Genomic DNA, 13,878 nt, shown 5'->3' with positions numbered 1-13,878 from the left:
CTTCCCGCGCCTTCCAGATCGGCAGTGAGGCAAGAAACTCGCATGGCTCATTGGGCCGTTTTGGCGGAGGTGACTTAGCGTGGCAATTCCCGAACGGAAACCCAAGCCCCAGATTCAGGCAGCGTGAACAGCGCCCCGCCGTACTTCCTTAACAGGGGGTACGGCGGGGCTTTTGCTATGCCGGGACCAGCTCGGGCCGAACGGTCTCGCGTGCACGCTCGTACAGGGCCTGGGCGTCGCGGTTCCTGGCATGGGGGCGAATGAGGTTGAACATGTCCGTCATCCGCTTGTCAATACGCCCCGAGTTGACTAGGGGGTAATCGTCCAGCGCGAGCCCCCACGTCTGGCATGCGGCTTCGAGGTGCCCCACGGCTAGTTGCCGCTCGGCGAGGATCGCCCGTTCCTTGACGCGTGTACGCCGATAGATGCTGTACCGAAGCCGGTCCGATTCCTGCATGGCGGCAACAGCGCCGTGCACGTCCCCCATTTCGAAACGCACTTGGCTGGTGTGGTAGTTGAGCGATGCGGGATCGTATGAGCCGAACACCTTCCCGCGTGACTCTGCCTTGTCCATGGAAACTTCGGCTTCCTGCAAGTACATGAGCGCGGACCGTCGGTCTCCGATCTGTGCGGCTGCATGTGCTGCTGGCCGGTGAGGAAAGCGCGCATCCGTGGACCAGCCTGCGGGGAGGAAGCCGCCGCAGCATCCGCGAGCCGCATAGCCATCGGCCCTTGATTCAGGTCTACCGCTTGCACGCTCATGCCCCGGAGCGTGGTGCAGTACGTCAGGTGATCTTCCGAGGCTCCCGCAAGCTCTAGCGCTTTCAGGTAGTAGCGCTGTGCGAGCCCGTGCAACCCCTCGTCAACGGCCATGTACCCGGTGAGGTAGCACAGATCGGAAGCCGCAGACATCATCGCTTTGCGTACGTCCTCGGGACCGTCCGTCCGTAGGAACGGGGCAACCGTGTTCACCAGGAAGGTTGCGGCAAGCGGGCGGGCTGTCCGGCCCCCAAACTGGTCATCCATCGACGAGAGCTGTTCTGTCATGGCCGAGACCGTGTGCACGTCGGACATCCCGATGCGGGTCCGGGTGCCTTTCTGCGCGGCTTCCATGCGGCCCACAACGTCCGGCCAGCCGGGAACGGTGAGCGCGACAGAGAAAAGCCCTGCACTTAGAACGCTTCGGCGTGACGGGTCCATGTCTTGCCTCCCGAGGTCGATCAGCCCTTCCACGGTAGTCGGGTGGCTGTCGGACTCTTCCGGGGGCGCTGGAAATTCCGCCTCGGCGTGCGTGATAGGCCGGTGCAGTCTCCGGGCGAGCGCTTCGAGAATCAGCGGTCGGACAGATTCCTTTGGCAGGTGGCCGCTCAACCACTGGTGCACTGAGGGCTGTTGGTACTTCAGGGGGGTTCCGCGTTCGGTCCCGATGCGGTTGACCTCTTGGGCGAACTGCCGCAGGGTCCATCCGCTCTCGCGGTACAGCCGCTCAAGTCCGGCGTTCGGCTGTCGTGTCGTCACTGGCCCCAACTCCCGTGCTCTGACCGCTTAACGCTCTTAACTCCTGCCCTCTTCCCAACGGTACCGCTGTGCGTGGTCGGACGGTTACCTAGTGCGAGCACCGACCGCCGCAAGGGATCGCACCGTAAGGAGGGCTCGGACGTGGAGACGCACGCACGAACGGCCACGGGGAGCCCCGAGCAGTCCGGCACGGCGACACCGGCGGGTTACTGGTGCGAAGTGCTCGCGGAAGGAGAGGTGTACGGGACGCGCGAAAGGGTCCCGTATGTGCTCGGCACCTATCCGGCCCCTTCCGTCCGGCTCGCGCTGCGGTGGTTACAGGGACAGGCGCGGCGCATCGCGGACCGGCTCGACCCTGACCCGGACCGCTTCGCGTGGGTCGAATCGTGGATGCGTGTGGACCCTGTGCCCGTCCCCGACTGCCCCGCCGAACTGCGCTTCTGGGCCGACGACCCGACGGAGCACCAGGAAGCATGCGACCAACTCTCTGAAGGCGCGCCCCTGTCCGTGGTCATCCCTGACAACGGGTGCCGCTACACGCTGACCGTCTGGCCCGTGACCGTGACCGTGCCCCCGCCCGAGTCCAGCACCGCACTGCCCGCCGATGACGGACAGCCCACAAGCCCCCGCCCTGGTCGCACGAGCCACAGGAAGCCCCGCCGCAAGACGGGGTGGCTCGTCCCTTTTTTGTGACCAGGGCGGGCCTACTCGGCACCGCGCGACGACCGGGGCGGAGCCGAGCAGTCCGAGCCCAACCGCGAAACACGACCGAAGGAGAACAGCCGTGAACACCCTTCCCCACGCCGAGCGCACCGCAGAGCGCGCACGGGAGATCCTGACGGCCGTTGAAGCCGATCCGGAGTTCTCCGCGTTCAAGGCCGCGAGCCTGCGCTACGACGAAGACTGGACGTGCTTTTCCGGCGGTCCGGTCATCAGCGAGTACGACCAGGCCAGCGACGCGGCCCTGCTGTTCACCGAGGGACTGCGGGCGCTCTGCCTCAAGGCCGCAGTGTTCGAGGCGACCGGCGACGAGCGCGCGGCAGAAATCCCCGTCGCCGTGCCCGTGGACGAGATGACGCACGCCGTGATCGCTCAGCCGCAGATCCTCGCCCGGATCACGGCCAGGGTCGGCGCGCAGATCATCCACCAGACCGACCAGGAGCACACCGACTGGACGCGGGACGACTACACCCACCAGGCGTACCGCGCCGCGTGGGGCGAGCCGCCCGCCCGGTACTGGATCACGCACCAGGAGGTGACTCGCCGGCTCGGCATCCTGCGGGCGAAATACGAGGCGGCGGGCTTCCGCCGGATGGGCCTCGCGCACAGCATCACGTTCGAACCAGTCCCCGCGTAGCGGCTAGCTGAGTGCCTGCCGCATGACCGCGAGCGGGTCCAGCTCCGGGAAGTGCTGCCGGACCTGCTGCTGTGCTTGGGAGATCAGGTCATCGAGCAGGACCGGGGCCGCGCCGTACAGCACGTCATGCAGGTACGGCACCACTGCGGAAGGGTCGGGCGGTAGTTGCAGCTCGACAGTCAGCGGGGCGTTCTCGCTCTTGTAGCGCCTCGCAGCCAGCCCGACCTTTTCGGGGTGGACACAGACCGGCGTCCCGTCGCTCAAGTACCGGTGCCCGTCAGCCTTGTTGAAAGGGCATTCCGGGGTGGGGCGCTCGAACACGTCGAACTCTCCGACAGCGTGGACGCGGGACGGACAGACACCGCACGCGCGGTGGTGTACGTCGCCGTTCACGAAAGGCTCGGGCATGACCGGAGCCTAGCTCTCACCAGCACCACAGACGCCCGTTTCGGACCGCACCACCCCCGCCCGGGGGATGAGCGCCGAGGACGGGTTGCCAGACCCGTTGCCGGGCCGCCGGGCGTGTTCAGCAACGGATGAGGGACCAACCCACGGTGCGCACCGTGCAAGGTTCCGCCCGCCCCGTCCGTGTGTTGCCCCCGTGGCACATGGGCGGGGCGCCCCTCTCCGTCCTCGCGCAGAAAGTTCAGCCGTGCCCGCTCTAGTCCCCTACGTCGCCGCCTACGCCAACGAGCTTGGCCCCCGTGAGACAGACATGTGTCTGGAAGTGCCGCGCAACGGCGTTCCGCATCTCGCCTACGTCGAGTCCCGGCCTGACGATCGCGACGCGCACGGCAACCTGTGGGCCCGCATCACCAGGCCGAGCGTAAGTGAGCGCGGGCCCGTCATCTTCGACTCAATGGACCCGCTGCGACAGCGCGAATGCATGGAAGGGCTGCTGTGCCAGGTATGTGCGAAACCGGCCGAGACCGACGCGGGCGCGCTGTTCATCGAGTGGAAGCGCCCCGGGGAGCAATCGCAGCCGCTCAACCGGATCACCACCGACGCACCTCCCGTGTGCCGGACGTGTCTACCGCTGTCGCTGCGGCACTGCCCCTTCCTGCGGCGCGAGGAGACCGTGCGGGTGCTGCTCGCCCGTAAGTCGGTGCCGAGCGGCGTATCCGGAACGCTGTACCGCGTGAGCGATGATCTGACGCGGTGGATTCCGTCCGATCGGGACGCGTATTCCAGCTTCAGCAAGCCACGGTACCCGGGGATGCTCGCCCAACGGCTGTACCGCAAGCTACGGGGCGTCACGGTCCTGGACCCCGCCGACCTTCCGCCCGCGCTGGTGCCGACGCTGTGACGCTGCCGACTTCGGGGCGACCCTCGCGTCACCCTGGCGCTCGCCCTCGCTGCGATCCCGCACGTAGGTGCCTCGCTGCGGCACGGTGTAGACGTATCCGAGTTCCCGCAGGTGCCGCACTGCACGGATGCCAAGGATGCCCCGCGTCCCCGGCCTTGTCTGACGGCACGTCAGATAGCAAGCTGGACGCGGCGGTCGCGTGACGGGCCGTCAGGTGTACGTACGGTCCGCCCACGTCAAGGAGGCCCGGTGCCAGCGCACGCGCTCGTGTACGGGATGCAGCTCCCCATCCAGTCCCAGAGCACCCTCTACGCCGAACCCTGGGAAGCCGGCGCGACCCCGGGCGACCTCGCCGAGATCGCGCGGGTCGCCGACCGCTCCGGCTTCCACTACCTCGCCACCTGCGACCACGTCGCCATCCCGCGCCGGCTCGCGGGTGCGATGGGCACCACGTGGTACGACCCCGTCGCCACCCTCGCCTACCTCGCGGCGATCACCACCCGCACCCTGCTCCTCAGCCACGTCGCCGTCGTCGGGCTGCGCCACCCCCTCCTCACAGCCAAGCAGTACGCGACCCTCGACCACCTCAGCGGCGGCCGGCTGGTCCTGGGCGTGGGGGCCGGGCACGTACAGGAGGAGTTCGAGGTCCTCGGGGCCGACTTCGAGCGCCGGGGCGCCGTGCTCGACGAGACCGTCGACGCGCTGCGGGCGGCGCTCGGGCCGGAGGAGTTCCCGGAGTTCCACGGGGAGAGGTTCAGCTTCGGCGGGCTCGGTCAGCGGCCACGCCCCGCCCAGGAGCGCGTGCCCATCTGGGTCGGCGGGTCCTCGCCCGCCGCCGTCCGGCGCGCCGCCCTGCGCGGCGACGGATGGCTGCCGCAGGGCGACCCCCGCGACAAACTGCCGCACCAGATCGCCCGGATCAGGGAGCTGCGGGAGCGCGCGGGCATCGAGGGGCCGTTCTGTGTCGGCGCCATCGCGGAACCGCTGTACGTGGGTGAGGCACGCTGGGACCTCGGGCGCCGCACCCTCAGTGGCAAGCCCGACGCCCTCGCCGACTCCCTGCGTGAGTACGCCGCGCTCGGCGTCCACCAGGTCCAGCTGCGCTTCCGCTCCCGTGGGCGCGCCGAACTCATCGACCAGATCGCGGCGTTCGCCGCCGACGTGGCCCCCCACCTCACCTAGGGAGTACGGACATGGGCAAGCTGGACGGGCGGGTCGTCCTCGTCACGGGCGCGGCGCGCGGGCAGGGCGAGCAGGAGGCGCGGCTCTTCGCGGCCGAGGGCGCCAAGGTGGTCCTCGCGGATGTGCTGGACGACCAGGGCGAGGCCGTGGCCGAGGAGCTGGGCGTGGAGTCGGCCCGGTTCGTCCACCTCGACGTCAGCCGGGAGGAGGAGTGGGTCGCCGCCGTCGCCTTCGCCAAACAGGCCTTCGGGCACCTGGACGGCCTCGTCAACAACGCGGGCATCCTCCGCTTCAACGAGCTCGTCGCCACCCCCCTGGAGGAGTTCCAGCAGATCATCCAGGTCAACCAGGTGGGCGCCTTCCTCGGCATCAAGTACGCGGCGCCCGAGATCGAGGCGGCCGGCGGCGGCACCATCGTCAACACCGCCTCGTACACCGCGCTCACCGGCATGGCGTACGTCGGCGCGTACGCCGCCACCAAGCACGCCATCCTCGGCCTCACCCGGGTCGCGGCGGTGGAGCTCGCGGCGAAGGGGATCCGGGTGAACGCGGTGTGCCCCGGGGCCGTGGACACCCCGATGACCAACCCGGCGGCCCTCGACCCCACGGCCGACCCCGAGGAGGCCAAGGAGGCGGTGGCCGAGCTCTACAAGCGGCTGGTGCCGCTGGGGCGGATCGGCCGGCCGGAGGAGGTCGCGGCGCTCGCGCTCTTCCTGACCAGCGAGGACTCCGCGTACATCACGGGCCAGCCGTTCGTGATCGACGGGGGCTGGCTGGCCGGGGTGAGCCTGTTCTGACGTCGTGTCAGGTATTGACGGGGCGGAGGCCCGGTGGAACAGTCGCAGCATCGACCTATCTGACGGTGCGTCAGATTAAATCGGGTCCAGGAATTGGCGACGACGAACAGGGACGGTGAACCTCCTTGGAATTCGGGCTGTTTGTACAGGGATACGTGCCCGTGGCACGCTCGTCGGTCGACCCCCAGGCGGAGCACAAGGCGCTCATGGAGGAGACCGAATACGTCATCCAGGCGGACAAGTCCGGCTTCAAGTACGCCTGGGCCTCCGAGCACCACTTCCTGGAGGAGTACTCGCACCTGTCGGCCAACGAGGTCTTCCTCGGCTATCTCGCCCACGCCACCGAGCGCATCCACCTCGGCTCGGGCATCTTCAACCCGCTCGCCCCGGTCAACCACCCGGTCAAGGTCGCGGAGAAGGTCGCGATGCTCGACCACCTCAGCGAGGGGCGTTTCGAGTTCGGCTCAGGGCGGGGCGCCGGTTCCCACGAGATCCTGGGGTTCATGCCGGGCATCACCGACATGAACCACACCAAGGAGATCTGGGAGGAGACCATCGCGGAGTTCCCCAAGATGTGGCTCCAGGACGAGTACGTGGGGTTCCAGGGCAAGCACTGGTCGCTGCCGCCGCGCAAGATCTTCCCCAAGCCGTACGGGAAGTCGCACCCGGCGATGTGGTACGCGGCCGGGTCCCCGTCGTCGTACGCCATGGCCGCCAAGAAGGGCCTGGGCGTCCTCGGCTTCTCCGTCCAGAAGGTCTCGGACATGGAGTGGGTCCTGGAGCAGTACAAGACGGCGATACGGGAGGCGGAGCCGATCTCCGACTTCGTCAACGACAACGTGATGGTGACGTCGACGGCGATCTGCGCCGAGACACACGACAAGGCGGTGGCCATTGCCGCGGCGGGCGGGCTGAACCGGCTCCAGTCGCTGGTGTTCCGCTACCACGACACCTTCCCGCGGCCCGACGGTGTGCCGGAGTGGCCCGAGCTGCTGCCCGAGTACACGACCGAGATCATCGAACTCCTCATCTCCGAGGAGCTGATGATCTGCGGCGATCCTGACGAGGTCACGCGCCAGTGCAAGCGGTGGGAGCAGGCGGGGGCGGATCAGCTGTCGTTCGGGCTGCCGATCGGGGTGCCCTACGAGGACACGATGAACACGATCCGGCTGATCGGGGAGCATGTGATTCCGAAGATCGATACGGATCCGGTGCACCGTACTACCCGATTCCGCGGGTCGGCGGGAGTCTGACTCGGGGCCGAGCCCCGAACCCCCTTTTGTCTGCGGGTGCGTGGGGGCTGGTCGCGCTGTTCCCCGCGCCCCTCGGTAGTACGCCGCAGCCGGAGAACATAGTTCAGCCACAGGCTTTCAGGGGCGCGGGGAACTGCGCGACCAGCCCCCACCGGCCCGCAGAGGAATGGTGACCCGGGGCGGAGCCCCGTAGCGGGGTGCAGGGGCCGCAGGCCCCGCGAGCGGGTGCAGGGGCACAGCCCCGCCCGGGGTCCGGGGGCGGAGCCCTCGGGAAACCCTCCTCCACCCCCACAAAACGCGGGGCCCGCGTCTTCCCGGACCGCTCGCCCCGTCCACCCCGGCCGGAGGCCACCCCGGCGGCGGCCCGCCGTGCGTGACCCCCGGCCGGGGCACACCCACGCTCCGGAGGAGCCGGAAGAGAGGGACAGCATGCTCGACCACCTGATCCGGCGCGCGACCGTCGTCGACGGAACCGGCGCCCCCGCCTACACCGCCGACGTGGCCGTACACGAAGGCCGTATCGCGGAGATCGCCGAGCCCGACACCCTCGCCCCGCAGACCGCCCGTACCAGCGAGGACGCCCACGGCCTCGTCCTCGCCCCCGGCTTCGTCGACCCCCACACCCACTACGACGCCCAGCTGTTCTGGGACCCGTACGCCACGCCCTCCATGAACCACGGCGTCACCACCGTCGCCGGCGGCAACTGCGGCTTCACCCTCGCCCCCCTCCACCCCGACCGCCCGGAGGACGCCGACTACACCCGGCGGATGATGGCCCGGGTGGAGGGCATGGCGCTGAAGGCGCTGGAGGACGGGGTCGACTGGGGCTGGTCGACGTTCGGGGAGTACCTCGACGCGCTCGACGGGCGCATCGCCGTCAACGCCGGTTTCATGGTGGGGCATTGCGCGTTGCGCCGGTACGTCATGGGGCCCGACGCCGTCGGCGGGCAGCCCACCGCCGAGCAGCTCGACGCCATGCTGCGCCTCCTCCACGACGCCATGGACGCGGGGGCCTGGGGTCTTTCCACCACCCAGTCGTCCACCCACTCCGACGGCGACGGCCACCCCGTGGCCTCCCGGCACGCCCGCCCCGCCGAGCTCCTGGCCCTCTCCAAGGCGGTCGGGCAGCACGAGGGCACCCAGATCGAGGCGATCGTGGCCGGGTGCCTGGACCAGTTCTCGGACGATGAGATCGATCTCTTCGTGGAGATGTCCGGCGCCGCCGGGCGGCCCCTCAACTGGAACGTCCTCACCATCGACGCGGCCGTCCCCGAGCGCGTCCCGCGCCAGCTCGCCGCGAGCGAGCGCGCCCGCCGGGCCGGCGGCCGGATCGTCGCGCTGACCATGCCGATCCTCACCCCGATGAACATGTCGCTCGGCACCTTCTGCGCCCTCAACCTCATCCCGGGGTGGGGGGACATACTCAACCTGCCCGTCCCCGAGCGCATCGCGAGGCTGCGCGACCCCGCCGTACGCGCCGAGATGCTGCGCCGCGCCAAGAGCAAGGAGGCCGGGGTCTTCCGGCGGCTCGCCGACTTCGGCCGGTACGTCATCGGGGACACGTACTCCGGGGCCAACGCCGGGCTCACCGGTCGCGTGGTGCGCGACATCGCCGCCGAGCGCGGCCAGGACCCCTTCCACTGCCTGGTCGAGATCTGCGCCAACGACCGGCTGCGGACCGTCCTGTGGCCCATGCCGACCGACAACGACCCGGCCAGCTGGGCCCTGCGGCAGCAGACCTGGCAGCACGAGGACGTGCTGCTCGGCGGGTCCGACGCGGGCGCCCATCTGGACCGGATGTGCGGCGCCCCGTACACCACGCGCTTCCTCGGGGACTGTCTGCGCGGGCGCAAGCTGGTCCCCCTTGAGCAGGCGGTGAAGATGCTCAGCGACGACCCGGCGCGGCTGTTCGGGCTGCGGGAGCGGGGGCGCATCGAGGAGGGGTACCACGCCGACCTCGTCCTCTTCGACCCCGAGCGCATCGAGGCCGGCCCGGCCACCCTCGTCCACGACCTGCCCGGCGACAGCCCGCGCCTGGACTCCAAGGCGATCGGTGTCGTCTCGGTCCGCGTCAACGGCGTCGAGACGATCCGCGACGACGTGGTGACGGGCGCGGTGCCGGGCACGGTCCTGCGATCCGGCCGCGACACGAGGACGGTGTCCGTCAAGTGAGCCTGTATGAGCCCAAGTTGTTCATCGGCGGTGAGTGGGCCGAGCCTGACGGCGGCCAGTACGAGATCCTCGACCCCGCCACCGAGGACGTCGTCGGGCTCGCCCCCGAGGCGAGCCGCGCGCAGGTGTACGCGGCGGCCGCCGCCGCCCGGGAGGCCTTCGACGGCTGGTCCCGCACCGCCCCCGAGGAGCGCGCCGCGATCCTCGACCGGGCGGCGGACGTCATCCAGCGCGAGTTCACCCCGTACGCCGAACTCGCCCGCGCCGAGACCGGCGCCACCACCGCCACCGCGCGCGGGATGCAGGTCGCGGTGGGCGCGGCCCGCTTCCGGCGGTACGCGAAGGGCGCCCTGGAGCCCGTCGAGAGCGCCGTTCCGCCGCAGATCAACGAGGCCGGGCCGATGGGGCGGGCGGGCGTCTTCGGGGCCGTCGCCGTCCGGCAGCCCGTCGGGGTGGTCACCTGTATCACCTCGTACAACAACCCCTGGGCCAACCCGGCCGGCAAGGTCGCGCCCGCGCTCGCCATGGGCAACACGGTGGTCGTCAAACCCGCCCCCCAGGACCCCCTGTCCGTCTTCCGCATGGCCGAGGCGCTGGCGGAGGCGGGGGTGCCGGGAGGGGTGGTGAACGTGGTCACCGGCTCGGCCCCGGCCGTCGGGGAGGCGGCCGTGGACTCCCCGGACGTCGACATGGTCAGCTTCACCGGCTCCACCGCCGTCGGGCAGCGCATCGCGGAGGTGTGCGGCCGGGGCATGAAACGCCAGCTCATGGAGCTCGGCGGCAAGGGCGCGGCCATCGTCTTCGAGGACGCGGACCTGGGGTCGGCGGTGATGGGCATCGGCACCACGTTCTCGTTCTACAGCGGCCAGATCTGCACCGCCCCGACCCGGGTCCTGGTCCACCGCTCCGTACACGACCGGCTGGTGGAGCAACTCGCCGTCTACATCGGACACTTGAGAGTCGGCGACCCGGCGGCGGCGGGCACGGTGGTGGGGCCGGTGATCTCGGCCGCGCACCGCGACCGCGTCGAGTCGTACGTGGAGCTCGGCCGCAAGGAGGGCGCGCGGGTCGTCGCGGGCGGCGAACGGCCGTCCCTGGAGCGGGGTTTCTACGTCGCCCCCACCCTCCTCGCCGACTGCACCAACGACATGCGGGTGGTCCGCGAGGAGATCTTCGGGCCGGTCGTGGCCGTGGTCCCCTTCGATGACGAGGAGGAGGCCGTGGCCCTCGCCAACGACAGCGACTACGGCCTCCTCGACTACGTCTGGTCCGGCGACGTGGCCCGCGCGTTCCGCGTCGCGCGGCGGTTGCGTGCGGGTGGGGTCGGCGTGAACACGGTCGGTCGGAACATGGAAGCCCCGTTCGGCGGGTTCAAGCACAGCGGGGTGGGCCGTGACGTCGGCTCGTACGCCCTGCACGCGTACAGCGAGCTGCAGGCGATCGTCTGGCCGGGCTAGGTTGTGGCCCGGTGTTTGTCTGCGGGTTGGGTGGGGGCTGGCCGCGCAGTTCCCCGCGCCCCTTGTAGGCCCGGCGTTCGTCTGCGGGTCGTGCGTGGTTGCTCGCGCAGTTCCCCGCGCCCCTGAAAGCCTGTGGCTGAGCTACGTTCTCCGGCTGCGGCGGACTACTTAAGGGGCGCGGGGAACTGCGCGACCAGCCCCCACCCACCCGCAGACGACGAACGCTCCTACTCGCCCAGGAACACCGGATTCGTGAACGCCGCCAACGGCCCCGGCAGCCCCGGCACCAGCGGCGCACGGCGGACCTCGGCCCGTACGTACGTCGCGTACGAGGCAGTCGTCCGCCACTCCACCGCCCCGGCCCCCGACGCGGGCAGCGCAGCGGAGAACAGCGTCCCCTGGTCCGTCACGAACGCCGCCGTGCACCCCGGCGCGCCGGTGACGTCCAGCCGCACCGTGACCGGCTCCTCCGGAGCCGCCCGCAACCGCCCGCCGATGCCCGCGTGCCCGCCCCGCCCGCCCGACACCGTGAAGGCGAGGGAGACGGCCGAGGACTCCGCCACATAGGAGTGGCCCGCCTTCAGGCCCGCCTGGATCGCCTCCCGGGACAGGTCGTCGGCGAGGACGACCGTCTGGGGGCCGCCGATGCGGTCGGGGTCGCGGTGGGCGTCGCTGTTGCCCATCGCGGGAACCCAGCGGCCACCCGAACGCCCTGCCACCGCCAGCGTGTTGTCCCACTCCTGGAGCGAGACCTCGTCGTCCGGCGTGTACGGGCCGTTCCACACCTCCACCGCGTCCGCCTCGCCGAACCCGAACTTCCAGTTGCAGCCGACACAGGTGGCGTGCGGATGCGCCGGGACGACCAGGCCCCCGGCGCGGCGGATCTCGCGGGCGAAGTGGCCGAAGCGGTTGTCGCGGGCGCGGTAGCGCCAGTCGACGAAGGTGCCCGGGTCGACGCCGAGCGCCAGCACGTGCCCGTTGCGGGTGGTGATCTCCTCGCCGGTGAGGATCAGCAGGTCGTCGCCCCACAGGCCCTCCCAGGCCGGGTGCGAGGCGTGGGTGTTGTGGTCGGAGGTGTTGATGAAGTCCAGGCCCGCCGCCCGGGCGAGCGCAGCGATCTCGGCCGGGGTGCGCCTGCCGTCCGAGTACCAGGAGTGGAGGTGGCAGTCACCCCGGTACCAGGCCCGGCCCCGCCCCTTGGCCCGGGTCGGCGGGTACACCGGCGCCGGCGTGCTGCCCCGCTCGCCGGACTTCAGGGTGATCGTCACCGTGTACGGCAGGCCTCCGGGCGCGACCGTGTACGGGCCGAGCGCGATGTGCCAGGTCCCGGCGCGCACCGGGCCGGGGAGGTAGCCGGGGGTCGCCGCGTCCGCGCGGATGAAGAACTCGGTGCGGGCGCCGCCCGACCAGCCCCGGAAGCCCCGGCCGCCCAGCTCGGTGCCGCGCTCGTCGAAGACGCCGATGTCCAGGGCGTTGTTCTGGGTGCCCGCCGGGACCGTCGCCTTCTCGTACGCGTACGACACCGCGATCTCGCGCACCCCGCGCGGGACCTCCACCGGCAGATAGACGAAGTCGGGCGCGCCGGGCGGCAGGGTGCCGGTGACGACCCGGGTCCGCTCGGCGGGGGCGCCGCCGCTGTCGCTGCCGGGGGCCGCGTTCGCGAAGCTCACGGTTCCCAACGTAAGCGCGGTGGCGGCTCCCGTCACGAACAGTCCGCGCCGTCCGATGGTCCGGTCGGCCCTGCTGTCCGCGCTGCTGTCGTCCTGGGCTCTGTCCTCGGATCCGGTCATGGCCTGTGCTCCCAGCGGGATGGAAGGGGTGCCTGTCGGTTCGTGTGCGTGTCCGCTCACAGTCGTACGCGCGCGTGAACTCCGGGGCAAGGGGCGGCGGTTGAGCGGTGGCCGGTCCGTGGCCGGTCCGTGGCGGTGGTGGCCCGGACGGCTCCCTTGCACCTGCGGGAGCGGGGGGCTAAGAAGTGGGCATGCGTATCGCCACCACGATCTTCCTCACCGACGAGACGATCACCCCCGTCCGGCTCGCCCGCGAGCTGGAGGAGCGCGGATTCGCCGGGCTGTATCTGCCGGAGCACACGCACATCCCCGTAGAACGGCTCTCGCCGTACCCGCCGGGCGGCGAGCTGCCGCGCCAGTACGGCCGCACCCTGGACCCGTTCGTCGCGCTCGGGCAGGCGGCCGCCGTCACCGAGTCGCTGGGCCTGGGCACCGGCATCACGCTGGTCGCCCAGCACGACCCGGTCGACCTGGCCAAGCAGGCGGCCACCCTGGACCACCTCTCGGGCGGCCGCTTCACGCTCGGCGTCGGCTACGGCTGGAACCGCGAGGAGGCCGCCGACCACGGTGTGGAGTGGTCCACGCGCCGTGAGCTGGTGCGGGACCGCATGGCGCTGATGCGGGCGCTGTGGGCCGAGAAGCCCACCGCGTACGAGGGCGCCTTCGGCTCGGTGCGGGCCAGCGAGGCGCATCCCAAGCCGGTGCGGAACGGGGCGCCGCGCGTCCTGGTCGGCGGCGCGGCCGGGCCCAAGCTGTTCGCGGCGGTCGCGGAGTACGCGGACGGCTGGCTGCCGATCGGCGGCGGCGGGCTCACCGACTCCCTGCCGCTGCTGCGCCGGGCGTGGGAGGAGGCGGGCCGCGCCCCGGACGAGCTGCGGATCGTTCCGTACGCGGTGCTCCCCTCGCCCGGAAAGATCGCCCACTACACGGACCTGGGCATCGAGGAGATCGTCCTCCAGCTGCCGTCCGGCGATGAGACGGCCGTACTGAAGGTGCTGGACGAGTTCGCGCCGTACGTGTAGGTCCCGTACGTGTGAGGGCGTGGG

Annotated in this window: 11 protein-coding genes and 1 pseudogene; 9 read left to right on the top strand and 3 right to left on the bottom strand. The window is 70.8% G+C overall.

The genetic code is table 11. The features are described 5' to 3' along the window. Positions 1–175: 175 nt before the first annotated feature. A pseudogene (locus ACFWA7_RS13570) lies at positions 176–1,518 on the bottom strand (tetratricopeptide repeat protein). Positions 1,519–1,659: 141 nt separating this feature from the next. Between ACFWA7_RS13570 and ACFWA7_RS13565 the strand changes: the two are divergent. After that, positions 1,660–2,211: a hypothetical protein gene (locus ACFWA7_RS13565; protein WP_385822913.1), complete on the top strand. Its 552-nt coding sequence runs from the start codon at positions 1,660–1,662 to the stop codon at positions 2,209–2,211. A 91-nt stretch (positions 2,212–2,302) separates the two neighbouring features. Further along, positions 2,303–2,875: a hypothetical protein gene (locus ACFWA7_RS13560; RefSeq protein WP_385822911.1), complete on the top strand. Its 573-nt coding sequence runs from the start codon at positions 2,303–2,305 to the stop codon at positions 2,873–2,875. Positions 2,876–2,878: 3 nt separating this feature from the next. Here ACFWA7_RS13560 and ACFWA7_RS13555 read toward each other — a convergent pair whose 3' ends face one another. Beyond that, positions 2,879–3,283 (bottom strand): hypothetical protein, encoded by a 405-nt coding sequence (locus tag ACFWA7_RS13555; RefSeq protein ID WP_385822909.1) that lies wholly within the window; start codon positions 3,281–3,283, stop codon positions 2,879–2,881. Between the two features lie 307 nt (positions 3,284–3,590). Here ACFWA7_RS13555 and ACFWA7_RS13550 point away from each other — a divergent pair, with 307 nt between their 5' ends. The 6 genes from ACFWA7_RS13550 (at position 3,591) to ACFWA7_RS13525 (ending at position 11,042) form a co-directional block, all read left to right on the top strand. Continuing rightward, positions 3,591–4,181, top strand: a complete 591-nt coding sequence (locus ACFWA7_RS13550; protein WP_385822907.1) for a hypothetical protein — start codon at positions 3,591–3,593, stop codon at positions 4,179–4,181. Between the two features lie 276 nt (positions 4,182–4,457). Continuing rightward, positions 4,458–5,363, top strand: a complete 906-nt coding sequence (locus tag ACFWA7_RS13545; RefSeq protein ID WP_385547089.1) for an LLM class F420-dependent oxidoreductase — start codon at positions 4,458–4,460, stop codon at positions 5,361–5,363. Positions 5,364–5,374: 11 nt separating this feature from the next. After that, entirely contained in the window at positions 5,375–6,160 is a 786-nt protein-coding gene (locus tag ACFWA7_RS13540) for an SDR family NAD(P)-dependent oxidoreductase (RefSeq protein ID WP_385547062.1), read from the top strand. A gap of 125 nt (positions 6,161–6,285) precedes the next feature. Beyond that, the gene (locus ACFWA7_RS13535) at positions 6,286–7,413 is read left to right on the top strand and encodes an LLM class flavin-dependent oxidoreductase (protein ID WP_385547065.1); all 1,128 of its coding nucleotides are present in this window, start codon (positions 6,286–6,288) and stop codon (positions 7,411–7,413) included. A gap of 429 nt (positions 7,414–7,842) precedes the next feature. Next, a complete protein-coding gene (locus tag ACFWA7_RS13530) occupies positions 7,843–9,585 on the top strand; it encodes an amidohydrolase family protein (RefSeq protein WP_385547068.1) in 1,743 nt (580 codons plus the stop codon). Between the two features lie 2 nt (positions 9,586–9,587). Beyond that, positions 9,588–11,042, top strand: a complete 1,455-nt coding sequence (locus ACFWA7_RS13525; RefSeq protein WP_385547092.1) for an aldehyde dehydrogenase family protein — start codon at positions 9,588–9,590, stop codon at positions 11,040–11,042. A 227-nt stretch (positions 11,043–11,269) separates the two neighbouring features. On the opposite strand, the gene ACFWA7_RS13520 is transcribed toward ACFWA7_RS13525, so the two are convergent. Then, entirely contained in the window at positions 11,270–12,832 is a 1,563-nt protein-coding gene (locus ACFWA7_RS13520) for a CehA/McbA family metallohydrolase (RefSeq protein ID WP_385822905.1), read from the bottom strand. 191 nt (positions 12,833–13,023) lie between these two features. Between ACFWA7_RS13520 and ACFWA7_RS13515 the strand changes: the two genes are divergently transcribed. Continuing rightward, the gene (locus tag ACFWA7_RS13515; protein ID WP_385822903.1) at positions 13,024–13,854 is read left to right on the top strand and encodes an LLM class F420-dependent oxidoreductase; all 831 of its coding nucleotides are present in this window, start codon (positions 13,024–13,026) and stop codon (positions 13,852–13,854) included. The last annotated feature ends 24 nt before the right edge of the window (positions 13,855–13,878 follow it).

Origin of the sequence: Streptomyces sp. NPDC059994 (genome assembly GCF_042737755.1) — a bacterium.
Taxonomy (GTDB): domain Bacteria; phylum Actinomycetota; class Actinomycetes; order Streptomycetales; family Streptomycetaceae; genus Streptomyces.
This window is presented reverse-complemented; position numbering and strand designations above follow the sequence as displayed.

What these genes read in the sequence shown, in the direction of transcription:
- ACFWA7_RS13555 (WP_385822909.1), bottom strand. Translation starts at nt 3,283, where the DNA reads ATGCCCGAGCCTTTCGTGAACGGCGACGTACACCACCGCGCGTGCGGT.
- ACFWA7_RS13550 (WP_385822907.1), top strand. Translation starts at nt 3,591, where the DNA reads ATGTGTCTGGAAGTGCCGCGCAACGGCGTTCCGCATCTCGCCTACGTC.
- ACFWA7_RS13545 (WP_385547089.1), top strand. Translation starts at nt 4,458, where the DNA reads ATGCAGCTCCCCATCCAGTCCCAGAGCACCCTCTACGCCGAACCCTGG.
- ACFWA7_RS13540 (WP_385547062.1), top strand. Translation starts at nt 5,375, where the DNA reads ATGGGCAAGCTGGACGGGCGGGTCGTCCTCGTCACGGGCGCGGCGCGC.
- ACFWA7_RS13530 (WP_385547068.1), top strand. Translation starts at nt 7,843, where the DNA reads ATGCTCGACCACCTGATCCGGCGCGCGACCGTCGTCGACGGAACCGGC.
- ACFWA7_RS13520 (WP_385822905.1), bottom strand. Translation starts at nt 12,832, where the DNA reads ATGACCGGATCCGAGGACAGAGCCCAGGACGACAGCAGCGCGGACAGC.
- ACFWA7_RS13515 (WP_385822903.1), top strand. Translation starts at nt 13,024, where the DNA reads ATGCGTATCGCCACCACGATCTTCCTCACCGACGAGACGATCACCCCC.